Origin of the sequence: Vogesella mureinivorans, assembly GCF_007644035.1 — a bacterium.
Lineage (GTDB): Bacteria > Pseudomonadota > Gammaproteobacteria > Burkholderiales > Chromobacteriaceae > Vogesella > Vogesella mureinivorans.
The window spans coordinates 95149-116774 of sequence record NZ_VMTV02000464.1 but is presented as its reverse complement, the minus strand read 5'-3'; the positions used below and the strand labels follow the sequence as shown (position 1 = coordinate 116774).

Below are 21626 nucleotides of genomic sequence, written 5' to 3'. Positions count from 1 at the left end.
TGCAACAATCCAGCCCTGCCACCACAAACACGCGGCTTCGCTGCGTTGGCCATGCCAAAACGTGGCAGCTTTGTGCCTGCATGCGACCGTTGCCACAAAAGCAAATAGGAATTATTATCATCAAAGGAGGTGACATCATGACGCAAGCACCCGCACCGCGGCCGCAAACCGCCGCCGACAAGCAGCCCTACACGGTACTGGATACGCGCACCCTGTTTGCGCGCGACCGCCAGCTGCTGATCTGCCACCGTGGCGAGTACTACCGCCTGCAACTGACGCAAAACGACAAACTGATACTGGTGAAGTAACACCGCAACCCACCCCACCGAGCCAGCCATCGCCAGCCACGGTGCCACGCATACAGGAGAAGATCCGTGTCCAAGGATCGTATTACCCTGGCGGGCATCTGTCTGACGACAGTGGCCCTGCCTGTTTTTGCCGACACCCCCACCGTGCTGGAAACCACCACGGTCACCGCCAACCGCATCAGCGAGCAGCTGGCTGATACCGCGCCGAATATCTCGGCAGTTGGCCGCAAACAGCTGGACCGCCAGCACGCCAGCGACCTGGACAGCCTGCTAGCGCAGGAGCCCGGCGTATCGGTGCCGGGCGACCAGGGCCGGCGCGGCAATGCCGGCGTAACCATACGCGGCATCGAAACCAACCGCATCCTGATGCAGGTAGACGGCACCCGCCTGCCCGAAGCCTATATGAGCGGCAGCGGCGCCATCTCCGGCCGCGACCTGGTAGAGCCGGACACCCTGCGCCAGATCGACATCATCAAGGGCCCGGCGTCGGCACTGTTCGGTAGCGACGCCATTGGCGGCGTGATCAGCCAGCACACCTTCGAGCCCGCCGACTTCGTCGACCGTGACAAGCCGCTGCACTTTGGCCTGAAGCAATCGTACGATGGCGCCCGCCACGGCAGCGCCAGCACCGCCAGTGTGGCCGCCGCTGGCGACAACACCGCCGCGCTGCTGATGCTGACCCAGCGCCGCGCGCATGCGCTGGACACCCCGGCCAGCCGCGACATAGAAGGCGGCCAGCGCACCGTGGCCGACCCGCAGCTCACCGACACCCGCAACGTGCTGGCCAAGGTAGCGCTAGGCCAGGACGGCCCGCACCAGCTGCTGCTGGGCGTGGAAAGCTTCGACCGCCAGCGCCAGACCGAGCTGCTCAGCGCCCGTGGCGCCGCCACCGGCTATACCGTGCGCGACCGCGACAGCGACGACGACACCCGCCGCCAGCGCTACAGCGCCGAATACCGCTACCAGGGCGACGGTAGCCTGGCTGCGGCCAACCTCAAGCTATACCAGCAAACACTGCGCAATGAAGACAAGGCGGTAGAGGTACGCAACACCGGCACCCGCTACGAAAACCACCGCTTCGACCAGGACATCAGCGGGCTGGACGGCCAGCTGGAATGGCGCCTGGGCGAACACCGCGTGCTGGCCGGCGTGGAAGCCACCCGCACAGAGACCAGCCGCCTGACCCGCAGCACCAGCGGCAGCACCACCACCAGCAGCAAAACCTTCCCCGATAACCGCAGCGAGCGCCTGGGGCTGTTCGTACAAGACCAGTTCCGCCTGGGCAGCCTTACCCTTACCCCGGCGCTGCGCTACGACCGCTACACCATGACGCCGCAAAGCGACGCCATCTATCAGGCCAGCAGCGGCGGCGCGGTGCCGGTAAGCCGCTTTGAAGACAGCGCCTGGTCGCCACGGCTGGGCCTGAGCCTGCCGCTGGCCAGCGGGCTCACCGGTTTTGCTAACCTCAGCACCGGCTTTCGCGCGCCGCCGTTCGATAGCTCGTTCATGACCTTCAACAACGCGCAGGCTGGCTACCGCATCATCCCCAACGCCAGCCTGAAATCGGAAACCTCGCGTGGTATCGAGCTGGGCAGCAAGTACCAGCAAGGCAGCATCAGCGGCCAACTTACCACCTTCTATAACCGCTACAACCACTTCATCGACACCGTCACGCTGGGTGCCGACAGCGCCTCGCCACGCGGCATCTTCCAGTACCAGAACCTGGACAGCGTACAAACCCACGGCGTGGAAGCCCGCGCCGGCTGGCAGGCCAGCCATGCCCTGCAGCTGGACGGCAGCCTGGCCTGGGCGCACGGCAGCAACCGCAAAACCGGCACGCCGCTCAACAGCATCGATCCGCTGAAAGCCACGCTCGGCGCGCATTACCAGCAGGGGCAATGGGGCAGCGATGCCCTGCTGACCATGGTGGCCGCCAAAACCCGCGCTGCCAGCGCCAGCCAGTTCAAAGCCCCCGGCTACGCCACGCTGGACGTGGGCGGCTGGCTGAAGCTGGCCAAGCACACCACGCTGCGCGCCACCGTGCACAACGTGGGCGACAAAAAATACTGGCAGTGGGCCGACGTGAAAAGCCTCACCGGCAGCGCTGTCGACTTCTACGCCCAGGCCGGCCGCAGTGTGAGCGCCAGCCTGGAAACCCGCTTCTGAAAGGACAGACATGAACGCCCCCCTTACCCTGCTGCAGCGCTACGACGCACTGAAAGCCGAACAAACTCACCTGCGCCAGCGTGACGCCGCCGCCGCGCTAGGCGTGAGCGAGGCCCAGCTGCTGGCCTGCCTGCCCGGCAGCACCCGCCTGCGCTGCAAGCTGCCCGCCCTGCTGCCGCGCCTGGCAGCACTGGGCACGCTCAAGGCCATCACCCGCAACGCGCTGGCCGTGCACGAAAAAGACGGCCGCTACGACAACCTGACGCTATCCGACAAAGTGGGCCTGGTGCTGAACCCGGGCGCGCTGGACCTGCGGCTATTTCCCGCGCACTGGGTACACGCCTACGCCGCCGAACAAGCCAGCCCGCGCGGCACGCTGCGCTCGCTGCAGTTTTACGACGCCGCCGGCCACGCCATCCACAAGCTGTACCTGAAAGACGATAGCGCCGTGCCCGCCTGGCAGGCGCTGGTGGCCGAGTTTGCCGACGCGCACAGCACGCCGCTATTCGATAGCAGCCATACCGAAGCCGCGCCGGCCAGCCAGCCGCTGCCAGATGGCTTCGACGCCGCCGGCTTTGCCGACGCCTGGCTGGCGCTGCAGGATGTACACCACTTCCACGGCCTGCTGCGCAAGCACGGCCTCACCCGCCAGCAAGCCTTCCGCCACGCGCCGGCAGGCCACGCATGGCAGCTGGCCGGCGACGCGGTAGACGCCCTGCTGCGCCGCGCCGCCGACAGCGCGCTGCCCATCATGGTGTTTGTCGGCAACCGCGGCATGGTGCAGATCCACAGCGGTGCCATCCAGCGCGTGCAGCGTATCGGCGAGTGGCTGAACATCCTCGACCCCGGCTTCAACCTGCACCTGCAAGACAGCCAGCTGCACGAGATCTGGCTGGTACGCCGCCCTACCCGCGACGGCATCATCACCGCCATCGAGGCGTTCGACGCCCACGGCCACAGCATTGTCAGCTTCTTTGGCCAGCGTATCGAGGGCGAGCCGGAGCTGGCCGGCTGGCGCGATCTGGCCAAACACCTGCCACGCAAAGGGGCCGAACATGTGGCGTAAACACCTGCCGCTACTGCTGGCGCTGGCCATGGCCCCCGCGCTGGCCGCCGCACCGGCACAGCCCCGCGTAGTGGCGCTCACCGCCGACGTAGCCGAAATCGTGCTGGCGCTAAACGCGCAGCACCTGCTGGTAGGCCGCGACAAGCTGGCGCGCCAGCCGCAGCTGGCCCGTGTGCCCGAGATCGGCAGCTCGCGCGCGCTAACGCCGCAGCCGGTGCTGGCCAGCAAACCCGATCTGATACTGGGCAGCGACCAGGCGCAGCCGCCAGCCATCTACGACCAGCTGCAGGCGCTGGGGCTAAAGGTTGGCCGCATCCGCCACAGCGAAGACCCGGCCGCCTTTGCCGACGGCATCCGCCAGGTAGGCCAGGCGCTGGGGCAGACCGGGCGTGCCGAGCAGCTGGCCGGCAGCTGGCTGCAGGCGCTGCAACCACGCAGCGGCAAGGGCAAGCGTGTGCTGTTCAGCTACGACGGCCGGCTGGTGGCCGGTAGCGGCACCGCGGGCGACGCCATCATCCGCGCCGCTGGCGCAGTGAACGCCGCGGCCGATGTGCAGGGCTTTTTGCCAATGACACCAGAGGCCTGGCTGCGCGCCGCGCCGGATGTGGTGATCGTAGCGGCACACAACGCGCCGGTATTCGGCAGCCTGGCCGCGCTGAAAGCCCGGCCGGAGCTGGCCGCCAGCCCGGCGGTAAAAGCAGGCCGCGTGGAGGCCTGGCCAGCGGCGGACTTCCTGCGCCTGGGCGTAGCCAGCCCGGCCACGGTGCAAAAACTGCGGGCGCTGGCCTCATGAGCAGCAGCCGCACACTGGGTGCCCTGCCCGCCTGGCCGCGCTTGCCGGGGGCAGGCTTAGGGTTGGCCGCACTGGGCGGGCTGGCGCTGATCTGGCTACTGGCCGGCTTTGGCGCCGGGCAATGGCAGGCGCCAGACTGGCACGACCCCATCGTGCGGCAGCTGCGCCTGCCGCGCATCGCCAACGCGCTGCTGGTGGGCGCGGCACTGGCCATGAGCGGCGCAGCGCTGCAGGCACTGTTTCGCAACCCGCTGGCCGACCCGGGGCTGATCGGCACCTCGTCCGGCGCCGCGCTGGGGGTGATCGCCGTGATCGCGCTGGGCATCGGCGGCCTGAGCGTGCCACTGGCGGCGTTTGGCGGCGGCCTGGCCGTTACCGCGCTGATCCTGCTACTGAACCGCCTGCTGCAAGGCGGCCAGGCCGGGCTGCTGATCATCGGCGTGGTAGTGGGTGCCTGCTGCGGCGCCATCGTCAGCCTGCTGCTGTTCCTGTCCGACGACCTGACGCTGCGCGGCGCCATGAGCTGGCTGTCCGGCAGCCTGGCCGAGGCACGCTTTGCCGAGCACGGCTACGTACTGCCAGTGATGGCGCTGGGCGCGGCCACGCTGTTGCTGGTAGCACGCGACCTGGACTGCCTGCTGCTGGGCGACGACACCGCGCGCTCGCTGGGCGTGCACGTTGGCCGCACGCGCACCCTTACCGCCGTGGGGGCGGCGCTGCTGGCCGGCGGCGCGGTGACGCTGTCCGGCATTATCGGCTTTGTCGGCATGATGGTGCCCAACGCCATTGCGCTGCTGGGCGGCGGTACGCGACGCCAGCTGATGCTGTGGTCGGCCTGGGTGGGGGCTCTGTTCCTGCTGTTGATCGACACCCTGGGCCGCGAGCTGGCCTACCCGGTAGACCTGCCGGCCGGTGTGATGGCGGCCTTTGCCGGGCCGGTGTTCTTTATATGGCTGTTCCGCCGCCTGCAAGGAGGCCGTCATGACCGCCCCCGCCTTTGAGCTAGACCACATCGCCGTGCACGCGGGCAGCCGCTGCCTGTTTAGCGCCCGCCAGCTGCACATCCCCGCCGGCAGCCTGTGCGCCATCATCGGCCCCAACGGCGCCGGCAAAACCACGCTGCTGCGCGCGCTGGCCGGTTTTCATGGCCACTGCCACGGCCACAGCCTGGGGCAGCCGCTGCGCGCTGGCCAGCCGCGCCCGCTGGCGTGGGTAGGCCAGCACGAAGGCGCCGACAGCCCGCTGTGCGTGGCCGACTACGTGATGCTGGGCCGCCGCCCGCAGCTGGGCTGGCTGGGGCGCAGCAGCGTGGCCGACCAGCAGGCCGTGGCGCAGGCACTAGGCAGCATGGCGCTGCAAGGCCTGGCCGGGCAGCGGCTGGCCACGCTGTCCGGCGGCGAGCGCCAGCGCGCCGCCATTGCGCGGGCGCTGGCGCAGGACACCCCGCTGATGCTGCTGGACGAGCCGTGCAACCATCTGGACATCCGCCATCAGCAGCTACTGCTGCGCCAGCTGCAGCAGCTGGCGCAACAGGGGCGTACGCTGGTGTGCGTGCTGCACGAGCTGCAACTGGCGGCCAACTACGCCGACTGGCTGCTACTGGTGGCAGACGGCCAGCTGGTCGCACAAGGCACGCCCGACGCGCTACTGCACGGCGACCTGCTCAGCCAGGTGTACCGCTGGCCGATCCGGGCCGAACGCCAGGCGGCCACCGGCCGCTGGCAGCTGGACGTACACGGCCATGGCGCGGTGGCCTGAGCCGCGCCGCACGCTTTAGCCCCAGCGTTAAAACAAAAGCCCCTGTCTTGTGACAGGGGCTTTGGCGTGTACGGCAAACAGCGTCAGATTGGCGCGTAGCTGCCCACGCCTTCCGGCCAGCGCGTCAGCACGTCGTAGCCGTCTTCGGTCACCACCACCATATGCTCCCACTGCGCCGACAGCGAGCGGTCTTTGGTCACCACGGTCCAGCCGTCGGCCAGCTGGCGGATGTCGGCTTTGCCGGCGTTGATCATCGGCTCGATGGTAAAGATCATGCCGGGCGCCAGCGTCAGGCCGGTGCCGGGGCGGCCGTAGTGCAGCACTTCCGGCTCGGTGTGGTACACGGTGCCAATGCCGTGGCCGCAGTACTCGCGCACCACGCTAAAGCCCTCGCGCAGCGCCACCTGCTGGATAGCGTGGCCCACGTCGCCCAGGCGCGCGCCAGGGCGCACGGCGCGGATGCCGGCACACATGGCCTCGTAGGTGGTGTCCACCAAACGCTTGGCCAGCGGCGACGGCGTGCCCACGTAGTACATGCGGCTACTGTCGCCGTACCAGCCATCCTTGATCACCGCCACGTCGATATTGACGATGTCACCATCCTGCAGTTTTTTATCGTTGGGGATGCCATGGCAAATCACGTGGTTTACCGAGGCGCAGATGGTTTTGGGGTAGCCGTGGTAGCCGATGTTGGCCGGCTTGGCCTGCTGCACATTAATGATGTACTCGCGGCACAGGCGGTCCAGCTCGTCGGTGGTCACACCGGGCTGAACGTGCGGGCCGATCATCTGCAACAGCTCGGCGGCCAGCGCACCGGCGCGGCGCGACAGGGCGATTTCTTCGGCGTTGCGTAATACTACTTGTCGTTGGTTCGCCATCAGGCGTGCTCCTGCGTGGTAGGTGGCAAGGCAATACCCGGCAGACGCTCGCCGGCCTCGGCGCGAATCAGCAGCTGGCAAATATCGCTATAGCTCAGCTTGGGGTTGAGCTCGGCCAGCATGCCCACCCGCAGCCAGTGCTCGGCCTGGGCATTGATGGAGCGGCTAAGCGCCCCGCTGGTCTGGCGCAAGGTCTCGTGCATCTGTTCGGAAATCTTGACGATACCCATGGCCACCTCGTTATACGGTTTATATATGCTTCGTATATTAACAGCCGGTAACGAGCGTTGACCAGTCTTGCTGGCAAGGGTAATGGCACGGCCTTAGTCATATTGCTTATTTAAAAAGTGACGCTGTATTTCAAGCACCACAACGAAATCGATAGGAATACCTCTGTTTGTCACGATGGCAGACAAAGAAACCTGCAACGTGCTACATAGAAGCTATCAATAAAAGTGCTGCACCAGACACACCAGGGAGACAACCATGTTCGGTTTTATCAAACGCCAGCAAGCCAGCACCGCCCAAGATGAAGAAATCAACCAGCTGCGCCAGATGCTGGATTGCGTAGACAACCTGATCATGCTGGCCGACACCACGCCGGAAAACACCATCATCTACATGAACAAGACGGCGCGTGACACCCTGGCGCAGCACCGCTCGGCCATGAACCAGAAGTTTCGCCCCGGGGTAGACGTAGACAAAGCCTACCAGCACTCCATCCACCAGTTTCACGTCTCGCCAGACCGCATCCGCGCCATTCTGCAAGACCTGGCCAGCGGCAAGCTAGACGTGCACAAGGCCATGATCCCGGTAGGCAATATCACCTTCGAGACAAAAGTTTTCCCCATCTGGCGCCAGGGCAATAGCCGCGAGCTGCTGTGCTTCATGGCCAGCTTTCGCGATGTCAGCGCCAATGTGATGGCGGAAAAACTGGCCACAGAAACCGCCAGCCGCCGCCAGTTTCTGGAAGAGCGCGTGGGCGAGATTTCGCTGAACATGCAGGCCATGAGCGCCACCATCGAAAACGTGGCGGTGCAGACGGCGTCGGCATCCGAATCGGCAGAAGTGATGCTGCGCGAAAGCCGGCAAGGGGTCTCCATTGTGGACGAGACCAGCCAGAGCATGAAAACCGTGGCCAATATGGTACGCAGCACGGCAGACAGCCTGACCTCGCTGGGGCAGCGCTCCGAGGCCATTGGCCAGATCGTGAACGTGATCAAGGACATTGCCGACCAGACCAACCTGCTGGCGCTGAATGCGGCCATCGAGGCGGCCCGCGCCGGTGAAATGGGCCGCGGCTTTGCCGTGGTGGCAGACGAGGTGCGCAAGCTGGCAGAGCGCACCACCGCCGCCACCCAGCAAATTGGTGGCATGATCAAGGAAATCCAGCAGGACGTGCAGCAAAACGTCTCCGCCATCGAGCAGGGCCGCCAGCAGGTGGCTGCAACAGAAAGCGACTTCCAGCGTGCCGAGGCAGCACTGGAAAAAATCGTGCAGGAGGTAAACCAGATGCGCGATTTCGTGGTGCAGATTGCCGAGGCCAGCGAAGAACAGGCCGCCACCTCGCAAGATATCTCGGACAAGCTGGGCGATATCGCACGCGGTTAGGCTGCTGTACCCCACCACCGTCACGGGCAGCGTACAGCTGCCCGTTTGCATGGTGCCGCCACTAGCCGATAATGGCTTTTTTAACGAAAGAGCCCAGCATGAGCCTGCAATCTGTCCGTGACTTCTTTGCCGCCAGCGGTTTGGCGATCGACATTATCGAACTGGAAACCAGCACCGCGACGGTAGCGTTGGCCGCAGCAGCGCACGGCGTGGAACCGGGGCGCATTGCCAAGACACTGGCGTTTCGCCTGGCCGACGAGCGCACCATCCTGCTGGTGGCGCGCGGCGACGCCCGCATCGACAACAAGAAATTCAAGGCGGCTTTCGGCAAGGGGCGCATGCTGCCCGCCGAAGACGTGCAAGCGCTGACCGGCCACCCGGTAGGCGGCGTTTGCCCGTTTGGCCTGGCTACGCCACTGCCGGTGTATATCGATGTCTCGCTGCAAGACTTTGACGAGGTGCTACCCGCCGCGGGGGATGTGCATACCGCAGTACGCATCCGCCCGGCGCTGCTGGCACAGATTGTAGACGGCCAATGGGTGGATGCCTGCCAGGCACAAACCGCCGAGGCCTGACACGGGCGGCCAGCACGCCAAAGCCCTGCCGACGCTGCCGGCAGGGCTTGGTATTGAGGTAACAAGGTTGGCCGCAATACTTATGCCGCCGGCACCGCCACCCCCACCTGCTGCATGCCGTCACCACCGCGGCTCTGCCCGGGCTGCGGCAGGTTGAAAAAGTCGATGGTGGCTTTCAGCTCGTGCGCCATCTGCTCCATCTGCTCGGCCGAGCTGGCGGTCTGTACGGCGGCGGTGCTGGTTTCTTCCGACATCTGCGCTACCTGCTCGACATTACTGGCCACCATGCCGCTGGCCGACTGCTGCTCGGCCAGCGCAATCGAAATAGCCGCTACCGAGTCATTGATACGCGCCATATTGCCGCTAATGCCGCTTACCGCCTCGCGCGCCTGCAGGGTTTGCTGCAGGCCGGCGTCCATTTCATCCACCGTATCGTGAATGGTTTTCACCACTTGCTGGCTGCTGCTGACCATCTCGTTGATGATCAGGCTGATCTCGGCCGTGGACGACGCGGTGCGTTCCGATAGCTTGCGCACCTCGTCGGCCACCACGGCAAAGCCACGCCCCTGCTCGCCGGCACGCGCCGCCTCGATAGCTGCATTCAGCGCCAGCAGGTTGGTTTGCTCGGCCACATCGCGGATCACCTGTATCACATTGGAAATCTGCTGCGATTTGGCGCCCAGCATGTCGGCCTGCTGCTGCGAGCCGCGCGCCATATCAGCCACGGTGTTGATGGTACGCAGGGTGTGATCGATGATGCGCTCGCCATCCCGCGCCAGGGTGCCGGACGCTTTGGCGTCTACCGACACATCACGCGCATTGTCGCTGACCGAGCTGATGCTCACCGACAGCTGCTCCACCGACGCCGACATGGCCGCTGCCGCGCGGGTTTGCTCCTCGGTGCTCACTGCCACCTGCTCCGACGCCGCCGCCAGCTCGCTGGCGTTCACGCTCAGGCGGGCGATGATGCTTTCCAGGTTGCGCACCAGTGCAATCAGCCCGCTTTGCATCGCGCCCATGGACGCCACCACACTGCTGCTGTCACCCGCACGAATCTGCAGCTTCTGGCTCAGGTCGCCCTTGGCAATGCGCTGCGCCAGCGCCACCACATCCTTGGGCTCGCCGCCCAGCTGCGCCAGCAGGTTACGGATGATCTGCCAGGCCAGCAGTGCGCCAAACAGCACGCCGGCCACCATCAACATGGCAGACAGGCGGGCGCTGAAATTGGCGCTGGCTTCGGCCTCGGTGTATTCCTGGGCGGCGACTTTCAGCTGCAGGTCAATCAGCGCCGAGATGCTGCCGGATACCGGGTCCAGCGCCGGATAGAGCTGCTTGTTATTGAATACCAGTAGCGGCGCTTCGTCGCCCGCCTCTACCAGGCGGCGCAGCTCGTCCACCGCGCCATCTGCACGCTTCATGGCCTGCTCGGCCTGGCCGGCCAGCGCCAGCTCCTGGTCGGTCAGGTAGGTAGAACGGTAAGCGTGCCACTCGCGGCTGATGGTGCCACGCGCCGCATCCAATTCTTTCAGGAAGGTGGCCTTGTCCATCGCCCCCGCGTGCACTTTGTGCGCCGCGTCCACGATGCTTACCGCGTAGCCATCGCTGACTTTTTTCAGCTGCTGCAGCGGCACCACCCTGTCGTTATAAGTGCTTGAAAAATCCTGCAAAATGGCCGACTGGGTATGCATGCCATAGCCACCCAGCGTCATGGCAATGGCGATTAACACAATCACCAGCACGGTCAGTCGCTGGCCGATAGTCAGGGCAGGCAGCATGGCAACGCTCCTAATTTCGATAAGTTTTGCAACGGTATTTTGCAAATTAAACTTATTGATATGTAGCGCCCTGCGTGAAGGCCGTCAATCGCAAACATGCGCTATAGGTATTTCTACCTAGCAGGCCGGCACGCCGGAAAACCGCAGTAGCCTGCTACCGGCCAGGCTGCAAAACCCGATGTGCGGCAGCTTGTGCCAGCACTTTGCCACGCGAAACATAAAATACCAATCCAAAACCAATAGCATGCCAATCACGCGCATCGCCAGCAGGGGACAAAATACGCCAAAAGCATGCTGCCGGCGCAAAAAAACCGCCACAGGGGCTAATGCCAGTCAGTTAAGCGAATATGCTTGGCCATCAAGCGGGAGGGTGTCAGTGAAGCGCCCCATCCCGTTGGCGCGAGCCGGTCAAAATGGTGCGCCCCAGGTTTTAAGACGCCGATTTGTTTGAGCCCCGAGCCGTTAGCAAGGGGCGAGTTCGGCGGCGCCTGGGGCGTGCCATTTTGGCCGGGGTTTCGAGCAGCCCCGGGTTGCGGGGTCTGCGTGCAAATCTTTAGATTTGCTCAGCGATAGAAAAGGGGGCGGCAATCCGCCCCCTTTCCCGTCTGCCGGGCGGAACCGGCATTTAAGCATTGTCCGCATAGCGGACTCGCAAGCCGCTGTAACGCAACAAACCGCCAGCCAAAAAAATGCCAGTCAGCGTTAACTGACTGGCATTAGCCACAGGGGCGGGCTTGGCTCGCGGCTGGCCGGCTCAGGCGTAGTTGGCCGGAAACAGTGCGCGCTCTACCGATTCGATCAGGATATGAATCACCTTGATGTGCAGCTCCTGCACGCGGTCGGCGTACTGGCCGCCGGGGGTGCACACATCGATATCGGCCAGGCCGCCGATCACCGAGCCGGGGCGGCCGGTGAGCGCCACCACCACCATGCCGCGCTCCTTGGCGGCTTTTACCGCGGCCAGGATGTTCTTGCTGGTACCGCTGGTGCTGATGGCCAGCAGCACGTCGCCGGCGCCGGCGTGTGCTTCCAGGTAGCGCGAGAAGATGGCTTCGTAGCCGTAGTCGTTGCCCACGCAGCTGATGTGGCTGGGATCGCTGATGCTGGCCGCAGGCAAAGCGCGGCGGTCGTTGCGGTAGCGGCCGGACAGCTCTTCGGCAAAGTGCATGGCGTCGCACATGGAGCCGCCGTTGCCGCAGCTGAACACGCGCCGCCCCTGGTTGAAGGCGTTCACCAGCGCATCGCCGGCTGCCTCGATGGCAGACAGCGCCTGCGGGTTGGACAGCAGGGCATCCAGCGCGCTGCGGGCTTCGGTAAGGGTGGCAACAATATGCGGTTTCATAGGCGACGTCGTTCTGTATAGCGGGTTGATGCGGCATTTTACCTGCGCTTGGCGCTGGCTTCACCCTTCATCTGAACACAAAATGGCCACAAGGCGAAAACACTGCTGACAGTACGCTGGCAAGACCGTGCTGCATGCTGGCTACACAGGCCGCGTATTGCGGCCTTTTCCGGAGCCTTGCCATGACCCACCCTGCCCTGCCGTTTGCCGGCTGTGAGTTTGCCACCTTCCGCGCCGCCGATGGCATAAGAGCCTGTTCAAAGTCTTTTCACGGCTGCGGCCGGTGACTGCCGGATGCAGCGCTAGGAGAGGTGCCCTGGCAGTGTCATTCACTGCCAGGGCGCTTCGACACCGCGATGCGCCGGCAGCAACCGGCCCCGCAGGGCTGGCCTGGCAAACCGCCATCTGCGGCGTTGGCCGCTTTGGCCTTGGAATGACCAAGGCCGGCAGCGTCCGCCTGGCATCTGACCCTTTGCCGGGCCAGCGCAGTCGCTAAAAGACCTTGAACAGGCTCTAACACCCAATCAACTGCTGGCGGCCAGCCAGCACATGCGCCAGCAGTTTCTGCTGCAGCAGCCCGGCTTTATCGAGCACGCCTTGCTACAGGGCGACGACGGCCTGTGGGCCGACATGGTGCTGGCGGACAGCCGCGCCAGTGCCGAGGTCATCTGCCAGCGTTTTATGCAGCACGAAGCCTGCCTGGCCTACCTGGCGCTCATCGCCCCAGACAGCGCCAAACTCACCTTCTGGGCCCGGCACGACACTACCAGCGCAGCAGCTGGCGGCGATCCAGCCCGATAGCCAGCTGCTGGCCTGGCTGCGGTGCGCCCTGCCCGGCCAGCTCGCGCACGCCCAGCAGCAGCTGCCAGGGTTGGCCGCCGTCGCCCGCTACGGTGACGCGCCAGCCATCGGCCTGTGCCTGGGCGGCCACGATATCGCGCCGTGGCTGGCCGGCACCCAGTACAAAGGCCTGTGGCGGGATGGCGTGGTCATCAAACACGTTATCGAGGCCGACAAAACGCGCCACCCAGGCGCTGGCCGGCGCCTGCAAAATGGCCTGCGGCGTGCCCTGCTGCACGATGCGCCCGGCTTGCAAAATGGCCACGCGCTGCGCCAGCGCAAAGGCCTCGTGGCGGTCATGCGTGACCAGCAGCGCCGGCACCTGCAAGGCCACCAGATGGCGGCGCACGTCGGCCAGCAGCTGCTGCTTCAGGTGGGTATCCAGGCTGGAAAACGGCTCGTCCAGCAGCAGCAGGCGCGGCTGGCACACCAGCGCCCGCGCCAGGGCCACGCGCTGGCGCTCGCCGCCAGACAGCGTGTGCACGGCCGCTTCGCCACGCCCGCCCAGCCCTACCGCGTCCAGCATGTGCAACGCTTGCTGGCGTGCGGCCTGCTTGCCAGCGCCGCGTTCTACCAGGCCAAACGCCACGTTGGCCGCGGCGTCCAGGTGCGGAAACAGCGCGTGGTCCTGAAACATCATGGCGATGTGGCGTTGCTCCGGCGGCAGCCGGGTGATGTCCTGCCCGGCCAGCTGCACACGCCCGGCGTCCGGCCGCTGCAGGCCGGCTACCAGCGCCAGCAAGCTGGATTTACCCTCGCCGGATGGCCCCAGTAGCGCCAGCGTTTCGCCGGCGGCCACCTGCAGGCTAACGCCTTGCAGCACGGTGCGTTTGGCGTAGGACAGGGTCAGGTCAATCAGCTCGAGCATGGTTTTTCTCCGGCCACTCGATGGCCACAAAGGCCAGCAGGGCAAACAGCATCAACAGACAAGACAATAACAGCGCCAGCTGCAGGTTGGCCGCACCGGGGCGCCCCAGGTGCTGGTAGATCAGCGTAGTGAGCGTGGCCCACTCCGGCCGCGACAGAAACAGGCTGACGGCAAACTCGCCCACCGCCGTGGCGGCGGCAAAGGCCAGGCCACGGCGCAGCGCCGGGCGCATCAGCGGCAGGCTGACACGGTAAAAACTGCGCCACGGTGTAGCCCCCAGCGTACGCGCCGCCTGCGGCAGCTGCGGCGGCAGCGCGGCGGCGGCCGACAGCACGCCCTTGGCCACAAAGGGGTAAGCCAGCAAGGCGTAGGCGGCAATCAGCAGCCACACGCTGGCGCTGTACTGCGGGTACAGCAACAACAGGCCGAAAGCCAGACACACCGGCGACACCATGAACGGCAAAAACACCAGCGCCCGCAAAGCCAGCCAGCGCTGCGCCGCCCAGCCGTGGCACAGGCCCAGCAGCAGCGACAGCCCCAGCGCGGCGCTGGCAAAGCGCAGCGTGTTGGCCAGCGCATCGGCCACCTCGGGCGTGGCCAGCATGGCCCACACTGCCGCGTCGGCCTGCAGTGCACGCCACGCAATCGCCAGCAGCGGCAGCAGGCAGCACAGCGCCAGTACCGCCAGCGCAGCCGCCAGCAGCAGGCGCTGCGGCCAACCTTGTGCCGGCTGGCGCAGGGTGGGCGCCAGCCGCTGCGGGCGCGCCAGGCCGCGTTCCAGCGCAGCGTAGCCCAGCGCGACCGAGGCACCCACAGCCAGTGCCAGCAGGGCCAGCACGCCGGCGTCGGCCAGGTTCAGCTCGTAGGCCACCAGGGTGTAGATCTCCACCTCTACCGTGGCGTAGCGCTGGCCGCCCAGCAGCAGCGCCAGGCCAAAGCCGGAAAAACAGTACAGAAACACCAGGCACAGCGCCGACGCCAGCCACGGCCGCACCACCGGCCATTCCACCCGCCAGAAGGTGCGCCACGGCGACGCGCCCAGCGTGCGCGCCACCGCCAGCCGGCTGGCCGGTACCTGCTCCAGCCCGTCTACCCCGGCGCGCACCAGCAGCGGCAGGTTGTAAAACAGGTTGCCGTACAGCAGCAGCCACGGTGTGTCCTGCAGATTGATGCCGGCCACACCATGCGGGCCGAACAGCGCCAGCACGCCCATGCCGGCCACCAGCGTGGGCATGACAAAGGGCAGCATGAGCAGCCGCAGCAGCAGGCGGCGGCCGGCAAAATCGAAGCGCGCCAGCACCCAGGCCATCGGCAGGCCAATGAACAAGGCCAGCGCGCAGGTGGCCAGCGCCTGGCCTAGCGACCACGCCAAGCGCCACTGGATGTAGCTATCCTGCAGCAGCGCCAGGTTGAAACCGGCGTGCCCTTCCTGCAGCAGGCGCGCCAGCGGCGCGGCCACCATCAGCAGCAGGAAAGCCAGCGGCAACAAGGCTGGCAGGGTTCGGTAGCGGTTCATGGGCAAAGGTCAGCGTTGAGAGGTGAGGGTTATCGGGCCGGTGGTGGTACAAAGACGCAAGGGCGCCGCAGGCGCCCTTGCGCCGGCTGCTGACGGCGTAGCAGCGAAGGCTATACCGGCCCCAGCTATGCGAGGGTCGCACCATGCTGCTACTTACATCGGCAGCCTTGCTATTTACAAGGCAAACCCTGTCTGCGCCGCAAACAGGGTTTGTCGTCCATCTGTGCCAGGGCGCCGCAGGCGCCCTGGCTACGCGCGACGGCGGCCAACGTTGGCCGCAAGCGCCAGGTACATCAGTTGGCCTGCTTCACCACCAGGCGGTTCCAGCGGCTAACCCAGGCGGCGGTTTTGCTGTTCATGGCGGCTAGGCTGGGGTTGCTGAACTTGGCCGGTTTCTGCGCGTGGGCAAACACCGGGTCGATGACGGTACCGGCCACGGCCGGGTACATCCACATTTTGGTCTGCAGGCCGGTTTGCACGCCGTCGCTACGCAGGAAATCCACAAACGCCTGCGCCGCTTGCGGCTCTTTGCCGCCTTTCAGTAGCGCCACGCCCTCCACCTGCAGGAACACGCCGCCTTTGAGCAGCAGGTTGGCGGTAGGCGATTCGCTGATTTTTTCCTTGCTGTAGAACACCTCGGCTGCCGGGCTGCTGGCGTAGCTCACCACGATGGGGCGGCTGCCGCCGTTGCGGCTGAAGTCGGTGTAGTAGGCCTCGCTCCAGCCTTTGCTGACTTTCAGGCCGTTGTCACGCACCTTTTCCCACCATTTGAAGGCGCCGTCTTCGCCACGGTCGGCGATGGTAGCCAGCATAAAGGCCAGGCCGGTACTGGATGTAGCCGGGTTTTCTACCACCAGCAGGTCTTTGTAGGCCGGCTTGGCCAGGTCGTCCAGCGTGGCCGGCAGCGGCAGCTTGGCCTTGGCAAACCAGGCTTTGTCGTAGTTCAGCGTGACATAGCCGTAGTCCACGGCCACGGCACCCGGCAGCACCGCGTCTTTCTCGGTGCGGCCAACCTTGCTGCTGGTAGGCGCCAGAATACCGGCTGCGCTGGCTTTGGCGATCAGCGTGTTGTCGATGCCGTACACCACGTCGGCGATCGGGTTGGCGCGGGTCAGGATCAGCTTGTTCAGCATCTCGCCGGCGTCACCGCCCTTGATGATGGACAGCTTCACGCCGTTTTGCTTTTCGAATTCGGCAATACGGTCTTTGGGCAGGCTGAACGAGCTGTGCGTCATCACGCGCAGCTCGGCGGCCAGGGCAGACAGGGACAAGCCGGCTAGCGCCAGCAGCAGTACAGACTTCTTCAACATTTCAGACATCCTCTTTTGGTGATGACGCAACCAAAAAAGAAAGCGGGACACGGGCATACACCCATCACGCTCCCTCCGCTGGCATTATCCAGATCAGGTTCTGGGGTATGTCTCAGCCCGCACGCGCAGGCACCCCCGGTGATCGACCCGCGAGTATAGAGCTTTGTGTCACATTCGTTAACACCCTGGCCTCACGTACGCACTCCCTGCCGGTACGGCCATGCCCACCCGATGCCCCGCCAGCCCAGCCGGACATGGCGGTATTCACCCGGTGCCGGCAGCGAAGACAGGCCGCCATGCTGACGCCGGCTACCCGCATGGCAAGGCCCAAGCAGTACACAACTGGGGCGCACCGCACCAAAACAGGGAGCGCCAACGGCTACAGAGGCGCCTTTCGTTAAAAAAAAGCACCGACTTTTCGCTGGCACGATCCCTGCTTTATTGGCAAACGAGAGGGACGAGACATGTATCGTCTTTTCGAATGGCAGCTAGGGTTCCGGTCCCCCGCATCAATGCATCGATGTGGCGTGGATGTCTGGTCCGAGAGCTGCCGGCCATGCGAGCGGCCGCGGCAGGACGCTCCGATGGCTCCACGGAGGGATAAAAGCCCGGGAGGTTCGCTTGAAAAGGCGTCCTCTCGCTTTATTCACCGTCATCTGGAGCCATCCATGAAAGCCATCACTGCCTGTTTTGCCAAGCATCGACACGCCATTGCCTTGGCGCTTGGCCTTGGTCTTATCTGCGCCACACCCGCCCATGCCGAAGTCAAAGTCGGCGTATCTGACTGGACTGGCTGGGTAGCCTGGTACGTGGCCGACCAGAAAGGCTTTTTCAAGAAACACAACGCCGACGTGAAACTGGTCTGGTTCGCCAACTACACCGACTCCATCACGGCGCTGTCCTCCGGCAAGCTGGATGCCAACTCCCAAACCTGGTCCGACACCATGGGGCCTCTGGCGAAGGGCGTGCCTTTAAAAGCCATCCTGGTCAATGACAACTCTGCCGGCAATGATGCCATCATGGTCTCGCCCAAGATCAAGTCCTTCGCCGACCTGAAGGGCAAGACCATTGCCCTGGAAGAGTTCAGCATCTCGCACTTTGTACTCGCTACGGCGCTGACCAAGCACGGCATGGCACCCGGGGATGTCAAGATCGTCAACCTGTCAGCAGGCGATGCCGCAGCAGCCTTTATCGCCGGGCGCGTTCAGGCGGCGGTAGTGTGGAACCCGTGGATACACCAGATCGAAAAGAGCGGCAAAGGGCGAGCGATCTTCTCGTCCAGGGAAATGCCGGGCCTGGTACCCGATCTGCTGGTAGCTCAGGACAAAGCCTTGAAGGCCAAGCGCAAGGACTTCGTGGGGATGGTGAAGGCTTGGTACGACACTGAAAAGTTCATCAGGCAAAACCCCGATGAAGCGGTAAAGATCATGTCCAAGGTAGTCGGCATGAAGCCCGAAGAATATAAGGTCTTCCTGCCTGGTACCCGCTTCTTCGACGAAAAAGCCAACCTGGACGCCCTGGCCGGCAATGGCGACCGGTCATTGGTTGCCGTCGGGCCTGCCATTGTCCAGTTCCTGCAGAAAAACAAGCTGATCGAAGGCTCACCCGACTTCGGCAAAGGCATCGATGCGAGCGTGATTCTGGAAGCTGCCAAGAAGTAAGGAAATCGCCATGAAGCCGGATACCAGCACGCATTTCGACCCGATAAACAGGCCGCCGCGACTTTTCCTTGGCGTGCGTACCCCCATCAAGAAGGGCACGTACTGGTTTCTGGCGGTGGCCAGCTTCCTGCTGCCACTACTGGCCTGGTTCGCCATCGCAGCCAGCGGGGCGGACAAGGTCTTTCTGCCGGCCCCGCAGGACATCATCACCCGCATTGCCACCTGGTGGCATGAAGACAACCTGGCTGCCGATATCGGCATCAGTCTCTACAGGGTGGTGGCTGCCTGGGCGTTATCCGCGCTTTTCGCCATCCCCCTGGGGCTGATGATTGGCACCTTCCGTGGCGTCCAGGCGCTGTGCGAGCCGCTTACCGACTTCATCCGCTACATGCCCGCGGTCGCGTTCATTCCGCTGGTCATGCTGTGGGTAGGCATTGATGAAAGCGCCAGGATTGCCATCATCTTCATCGGCACGTTTTTCCAGATGGTGCTGATGGTGGCGGAGGATGTACGGCGGGTACCCATGACCCAGATCGAAGCGGCGCAAACCATGGGTGCCAGCCGGGGTGAAATTATCGACAAGGTGATCCTGCCATCCGCCAAGCCTGCCCTGCTGGACACCCTGCGCATCACCATGGGCTGGGCATGGACTTACCTGGTGGTGGCAGAGCTGGTCGCGGCCAACTCCGGCTTGGGCTACGCCATCCTGAAGGCACAGCGCTTCTTGCAGACCGACAAAATCTTCGCCGGCATCATGCTGATCGGTCTTATCGGCTTCGTCATCGACCAGGCTTTCCGCCTTCTGCACAGAAAGGCCTTCCCATGGCTTCATTCAAGGAGCTGACCATGCCAGCCAAGATCTCGGTACGCGGCGTCAACAAGGTGTTCGCCACTGGCGCGCAGCCGGTGCAGGCACTGAAAGATGCCCACCTCGACATTGCCGCCAACGAATTTGTCACCTTTGTGGGCGCCTCTGGCTGTGGCAAATCCACGCTGCTGCGCATGATCGCCGGCCTGGAAACCCGCACCTCCGGAGCCATCATGGTGGATGGCCGCACCATGACAGGGCCCGGCATTGATCGGGCCATGATTTTCCAGCACTACAGCCTTTACCCCTGGCTCACCGTACGGGAAAACATCCGTTTCTGCCGGCAGCTGAAAGTGCATACCGACAACCGGACGGCGGCAGACGTGGAAGCCGCTTCCGGCCGGGCTGACGCACTGATCCAGCTCATGGGGTTAAGCCACGCCGAGCAGGCCTATACCCATCAGCTGTCTGGCGGCATGCAGCAGCGGGTAGCCATTGCCCGGGCACTGATGAGCCGCCCGGAGATACTGCTGATGGACGAGCCCTTCGGCGCCCTGGATGCCCAGACGCGCGAGGTCATGCACGACCTCATACGCCATGTTCATCGCATAGAAGGCTCCACCATTCTCTTTGTTACGCATGATGTGGAAGAGGCGATCTATCTGGGCCAGCGCATCGTGCTGATGGCCCCGCAGCCAGGGCGCATCGACACCATTTACCAGGTACCGCTGCCAAAGGAACGCCATCAGGACATGAAGCTCGCCCCGGAATTTCTGGCCCTGAAGAAGGTGATTCTGGAACGGATACGGGAAACCTCGGGCATCAAGACCGACTTGCAGCAGCTGGAAAAACTCTCATCCCTCGCCTCTATCGACAAGGTGCAAGCATGAATTCGCCTATCGCCACCACCACAGCTGTGGATATCGACCAGCGCTGGCAGCACTTCGCCCCGGACCTGCCTGCTGAAAAAGTACTTTTCTCCGATGTGATTCCCGGTGGCTGCCACTGGTCCTGGGCGCTGCCCAGAGGCGTCGCCCTGCGCCTCACGGCCCTGGGCGCGGGGGCCAACCTGTCGCTGGTGCTCTATTCCGCCCGGGAAAAGCTGGAACGCTACAACATGCCAGACTCCCTGAAGGCTCAGCACACAGCGCATTACACCCGCGGTCATGTGCTGATGAGCGATATGGGCCGGGCCATGGCGTCCATTATCCATGATGAACTGGGCTGGCATGACCCCCTGGGCTTGCTGCTGGACAAGCGTCGCATGGACACCAAGTATGGCGAGCACAATTACCAGCAATTCCGGAACGGTATGCATCGGGCCGGTACGGACGGGCTGCTCATCGAAATAGGGAAATACGGCCTGGCCCGCCGGGATCTGGTCACGCCGGCAAACTTCTTTAGCAAGGTGACGGTAGACGAGGAAGGCCGATTCAACTTCACCCCGCACCACGCCCCCGCAGGCGCCAGCGTGGACTTGCGCATGGACATGGACGTGATCGTCGCGGTCAGTGCCGCGCCGCACCCGCTGGACCCCCGCCCCGACTACGCCCCGGCACCGGTAGGTATTGCAGCTTGGCGCTGCGGCCCCGCGCCGGCAGACGACTATTGCCGGGCTTTCTGCCCCGAGAATGCCCGGGCACTGCACAACACCGACCTGCTCTATCTGGCCTGAGGGACACAAAGCATGGAAACCGCCGCCATCAGCATCAAGGAAAGCCATCTCGACCCTGCCCAGGCCATCTACGACACCCGGCTCCCCGCCGGCGAGCCCGGGCTTTACGAAGTAAACAAGGGCCAGACCCTGCGCATCATAGACCTGGAAGGCAACCAGGCCGCCGACGTTGTCTTCTTCAACCGCCACGATACGGACGAGCACTACAGCCTCACCGAGACCATGCTGCACCAGGGTGGCATCTATCTCACCACCGGCTCGGTGCTCTACAGCAGTGATAGCCGCGCCATGCTCACGATCGTGGCCGACACCTGCGGTCGGCACGACACGCTGGGGGGCGCCTGTGCCGCAGAAAGCAATACCGTGCGCTATGCCCTGGGCAAAAAGTTCATGCACAACTGCCGGGACAACTACCTGCTGTGCATCCAGCAGTCTGACTCGGGCCTGAGCAAGGCAGACCTGGTGCCCAACATCAATTTCTTCATGAATGTGCCCGTCAGCGCCGAGGGGCAGCTCAAGTTCGATGACGGCGTTTCCGGCGCCGGCAAGTACGTGGAGTTACGGGCAGAAATGGACCTATGGATGCTGGTTTCCAATTGCCCCCAGCTCAACAACCCCTGTAACGCCTACAACCCGACACCCATACGGCTGCTGATCTGGGACTAAACCCTTGCCC

General features: G+C 64.4%; 21 protein-coding genes and 2 riboswitches. Of the genes, 14 read left to right on the top strand and 7 right to left on the bottom strand.

What is annotated here, in order from left to right; translation table 11 throughout:
* Positions 1-137: 137 nt before the first annotated feature.
* The 6 genes from hemP to FLQ44_RS12140 all read left to right on the top strand — a co-directional run bounded on the left by hemP (position 138) and on the right by FLQ44_RS12140 (position 6091).
* Entirely contained in the window at positions 138-308 is a 171-nt protein-coding gene (gene hemP / locus FLQ44_RS12165) for a hemin uptake protein HemP (protein WP_147694583.1), read from the top strand.
* Between the two features lie 66 nt (positions 309-374).
* Positions 375-2474, top strand: coding sequence for a TonB-dependent hemoglobin/transferrin/lactoferrin family receptor (locus tag FLQ44_RS12160; RefSeq protein WP_147694582.1), 2100 nt, complete (start codon positions 375-377; stop codon positions 2472-2474).
* 10 nt (positions 2475-2484) lie between these two features.
* Positions 2485-3540 carry a hemin-degrading factor gene (locus tag FLQ44_RS12155; protein WP_147694581.1) on the top strand — a complete coding sequence of 352 codons (1056 nt, stop codon included), beginning with the start codon at positions 2485-2487 and terminating at the stop codon, positions 3538-3540.
* A complete protein-coding gene (locus FLQ44_RS12150; protein WP_147694580.1) occupies positions 3530-4333 on the top strand; it encodes a heme/hemin ABC transporter substrate-binding protein in 804 nt (267 codons plus the stop codon). Before FLQ44_RS12155 ends, FLQ44_RS12150 begins: the two co-directional genes overlap by 11 nt.
* Entirely contained in the window at positions 4330-5334 is a 1005-nt protein-coding gene (locus FLQ44_RS12145; RefSeq protein WP_147694579.1) for a FecCD family ABC transporter permease, read from the top strand. The genes FLQ44_RS12150 and FLQ44_RS12145 overlap by 4 nt, the downstream gene beginning before the upstream one ends.
* On the top strand, positions 5315-6091 hold the full coding sequence (locus FLQ44_RS12140; protein ID WP_147694578.1) for an ABC transporter ATP-binding protein: 777 nt from the start codon (positions 5315-5317) through the stop codon (positions 6089-6091). Before FLQ44_RS12145 ends, FLQ44_RS12140 begins: the two co-directional genes overlap by 20 nt.
* 83 nt (positions 6092-6174) lie before the next feature.
* Here FLQ44_RS12140 and map read toward each other — a convergent pair whose 3' ends face one another.
* Together map and FLQ44_RS12130 are read right to left on the bottom strand one after the other, a co-directional pair.
* Positions 6175-6969 carry a type I methionyl aminopeptidase gene (gene map, locus FLQ44_RS12135; protein ID WP_147694577.1) on the bottom strand — a complete coding sequence of 265 codons (795 nt, stop codon included), beginning with the start codon at positions 6967-6969 and terminating at the stop codon, positions 6175-6177.
* Positions 6969-7199 carry a ParD-like family protein gene (locus tag FLQ44_RS12130; RefSeq protein ID WP_147694576.1) on the bottom strand — a complete coding sequence of 77 codons (231 nt, stop codon included), beginning with the start codon at positions 7197-7199 and terminating at the stop codon, positions 6969-6971. The genes map and FLQ44_RS12130 overlap by 1 nt, the downstream gene beginning before the upstream one ends.
* Positions 7200-7455: 256 nt before the next feature.
* Between FLQ44_RS12130 and FLQ44_RS12125 the strand changes: the two genes are divergently transcribed.
* Positions 7456-8580, top strand: a complete 1125-nt coding sequence (locus FLQ44_RS12125) for a methyl-accepting chemotaxis protein (RefSeq protein WP_147694575.1) — start codon at positions 7456-7458, stop codon at positions 8578-8580.
* Between the two features lie 98 nt (positions 8581-8678).
* A complete protein-coding gene (locus tag FLQ44_RS12120; protein WP_147694574.1) occupies positions 8679-9155 on the top strand; it encodes a YbaK/EbsC family protein in 477 nt (158 codons plus the stop codon).
* Positions 9156-9235: 80 nt separating this feature from the next.
* Here FLQ44_RS12120 and FLQ44_RS12115 read toward each other — a convergent pair whose 3' ends face one another.
* Positions 9236-10930, bottom strand: a complete 1695-nt coding sequence (locus FLQ44_RS12115; RefSeq protein ID WP_147694573.1) for a methyl-accepting chemotaxis protein — start codon at positions 10928-10930, stop codon at positions 9236-9238.
* A gap of 754 nt (positions 10931-11684) precedes the next feature.
* Complete coding sequence (locus tag FLQ44_RS12110; RefSeq protein WP_147694572.1) at positions 11685-12272, bottom strand: SIS domain-containing protein; 588 nt, start codon at positions 12270-12272, stop codon at positions 11685-11687.
* A 549-nt stretch (positions 12273-12821) separates the two neighbouring features.
* Here FLQ44_RS12110 and FLQ44_RS12105 point away from each other — a divergent pair.
* Positions 12822-13073 (top strand): hypothetical protein, encoded by a 252-nt coding sequence (locus FLQ44_RS12105; protein ID WP_147694571.1) that lies wholly within the window; start codon positions 12822-12824, stop codon positions 13071-13073.
* Here the strand turns inward: FLQ44_RS12105 and FLQ44_RS12100 are convergent.
* The 3 genes from FLQ44_RS12100 to FLQ44_RS12090 form a co-directional block, all read right to left on the bottom strand.
* Positions 13036-13980, bottom strand: a complete 945-nt coding sequence (locus FLQ44_RS12100) for an ABC transporter ATP-binding protein (RefSeq protein WP_147694570.1) — start codon at positions 13978-13980, stop codon at positions 13036-13038. The two genes, FLQ44_RS12105 and FLQ44_RS12100, sit on opposite strands and share 38 nt — an antisense overlap.
* Positions 13964-15496, bottom strand: coding sequence for an ABC transporter permease (locus FLQ44_RS12095; RefSeq protein WP_147694569.1), 1533 nt, complete (start codon positions 15494-15496; stop codon positions 13964-13966). The genes FLQ44_RS12100 and FLQ44_RS12095 overlap by 17 nt, the downstream gene beginning before the upstream one ends.
* Before the next feature lie 293 nt (positions 15497-15789).
* A complete protein-coding gene (locus FLQ44_RS12090) occupies positions 15790-16803 on the bottom strand; it encodes a thiamine ABC transporter substrate-binding protein (RefSeq protein ID WP_147694618.1) in 1014 nt (337 codons plus the stop codon).
* Positions 16804-16858: 55 nt separating this feature from the next.
* Positions 16859-16953, bottom strand: a riboswitch (TPP riboswitch).
* A gap of 330 nt (positions 16954-17283) precedes the next feature.
* A riboswitch (guanidine-I (ykkC/yxkD leader) is annotated at positions 17284-17423 on the top strand.
* A 51-nt stretch (positions 17424-17474) separates the two neighbouring features.
* Here FLQ44_RS12090 and FLQ44_RS12085 point away from each other — a divergent pair.
* The 5 genes from FLQ44_RS12085 to FLQ44_RS12065 are packed head-to-tail and all read left to right on the top strand — an operon-like array spanning position 17475 to position 21616.
* Positions 17475-18467 carry an ABC transporter substrate-binding protein gene (locus FLQ44_RS12085; protein WP_147694568.1) on the top strand — a complete coding sequence of 331 codons (993 nt, stop codon included), beginning with the start codon at positions 17475-17477 and terminating at the stop codon, positions 18465-18467.
* Between the two features lie 10 nt (positions 18468-18477).
* A complete protein-coding gene (locus tag FLQ44_RS12080) occupies positions 18478-19311 on the top strand; it encodes an ABC transporter permease (protein WP_147694567.1) in 834 nt (277 codons plus the stop codon).
* Positions 19290-20165, top strand: coding sequence for an ABC transporter ATP-binding protein (locus FLQ44_RS12075; RefSeq protein ID WP_170252956.1), 876 nt, complete (start codon positions 19290-19292; stop codon positions 20163-20165). The genes FLQ44_RS12080 and FLQ44_RS12075 overlap by 22 nt, the downstream gene beginning before the upstream one ends.
* On the top strand, positions 20162-20950 hold the full coding sequence (locus FLQ44_RS12070; RefSeq protein WP_147694566.1) for an urea amidolyase associated protein UAAP1: 789 nt from the start codon (positions 20162-20164) through the stop codon (positions 20948-20950). The genes FLQ44_RS12075 and FLQ44_RS12070 overlap by 4 nt, the downstream gene beginning before the upstream one ends.
* Positions 20951-20962: 12 nt before the next feature.
* Complete coding sequence (locus tag FLQ44_RS12065) at positions 20963-21616, top strand: urea amidolyase associated protein UAAP2 (RefSeq protein ID WP_147694565.1); 654 nt, start codon at positions 20963-20965, stop codon at positions 21614-21616.
* The last annotated feature ends 10 nt before the right edge of the window (positions 21617-21626 follow it).

What these genes read in the sequence shown, in the direction of transcription:
- FLQ44_RS12075 (WP_170252956.1), top strand. Translation starts at nt 19,290, where the DNA reads ATGGCTTCATTCAAGGAGCTGACCATGCCAGCCAAGATCTCGGTACGC.
- FLQ44_RS12095 (WP_147694569.1), bottom strand. Translation starts at nt 15,496, where the DNA reads ATGAACCGCTACCGAACCCTGCCAGCCTTGTTGCCGCTGGCTTTCCTG.
- FLQ44_RS12080 (WP_147694567.1), top strand. Translation starts at nt 18,478, where the DNA reads ATGAAGCCGGATACCAGCACGCATTTCGACCCGATAAACAGGCCGCCG.
- FLQ44_RS12155 (WP_147694581.1), top strand. Translation starts at nt 2,485, where the DNA reads ATGAACGCCCCCCTTACCCTGCTGCAGCGCTACGACGCACTGAAAGCC.
- FLQ44_RS12125 (WP_147694575.1), top strand. Translation starts at nt 7,456, where the DNA reads ATGTTCGGTTTTATCAAACGCCAGCAAGCCAGCACCGCCCAAGATGAA.
- FLQ44_RS12085 (WP_147694568.1), top strand. Translation starts at nt 17,475, where the DNA reads ATGAAAGCCATCACTGCCTGTTTTGCCAAGCATCGACACGCCATTGCC.
- FLQ44_RS12130 (WP_147694576.1), bottom strand. Translation starts at nt 7,199, where the DNA reads ATGGGTATCGTCAAGATTTCCGAACAGATGCACGAGACCTTGCGCCAG.
- hemP (WP_147694583.1), top strand. Translation starts at nt 138, where the DNA reads ATGACGCAAGCACCCGCACCGCGGCCGCAAACCGCCGCCGACAAGCAG.
- FLQ44_RS12105 (WP_147694571.1), top strand. Translation starts at nt 12,822, where the DNA reads ATGCGCCAGCAGTTTCTGCTGCAGCAGCCCGGCTTTATCGAGCACGCC.
- FLQ44_RS12100 (WP_147694570.1), bottom strand. Translation starts at nt 13,980, where the DNA reads ATGCTCGAGCTGATTGACCTGACCCTGTCCTACGCCAAACGCACCGTG.
- FLQ44_RS12115 (WP_147694573.1), bottom strand. Translation starts at nt 10,930, where the DNA reads ATGCTGCCTGCCCTGACTATCGGCCAGCGACTGACCGTGCTGGTGATT.
- FLQ44_RS12070 (WP_147694566.1), top strand. Translation starts at nt 20,162, where the DNA reads ATGAATTCGCCTATCGCCACCACCACAGCTGTGGATATCGACCAGCGC.
- map (WP_147694577.1), bottom strand. Translation starts at nt 6,969, where the DNA reads ATGGCGAACCAACGACAAGTAGTATTACGCAACGCCGAAGAAATCGCC.
- FLQ44_RS12065 (WP_147694565.1), top strand. Translation starts at nt 20,963, where the DNA reads ATGGAAACCGCCGCCATCAGCATCAAGGAAAGCCATCTCGACCCTGCC.
- FLQ44_RS12150 (WP_147694580.1), top strand. Translation starts at nt 3,530, where the DNA reads ATGTGGCGTAAACACCTGCCGCTACTGCTGGCGCTGGCCATGGCCCCC.
- FLQ44_RS12120 (WP_147694574.1), top strand. Translation starts at nt 8,679, where the DNA reads ATGAGCCTGCAATCTGTCCGTGACTTCTTTGCCGCCAGCGGTTTGGCG.
- FLQ44_RS12140 (WP_147694578.1), top strand. Translation starts at nt 5,315, where the DNA reads ATGACCGCCCCCGCCTTTGAGCTAGACCACATCGCCGTGCACGCGGGC.
- FLQ44_RS12110 (WP_147694572.1), bottom strand. Translation starts at nt 12,272, where the DNA reads ATGAAACCGCATATTGTTGCCACCCTTACCGAAGCCCGCAGCGCGCTG.
- FLQ44_RS12145 (WP_147694579.1), top strand. Translation starts at nt 4,330, where the DNA reads ATGAGCAGCAGCCGCACACTGGGTGCCCTGCCCGCCTGGCCGCGCTTG.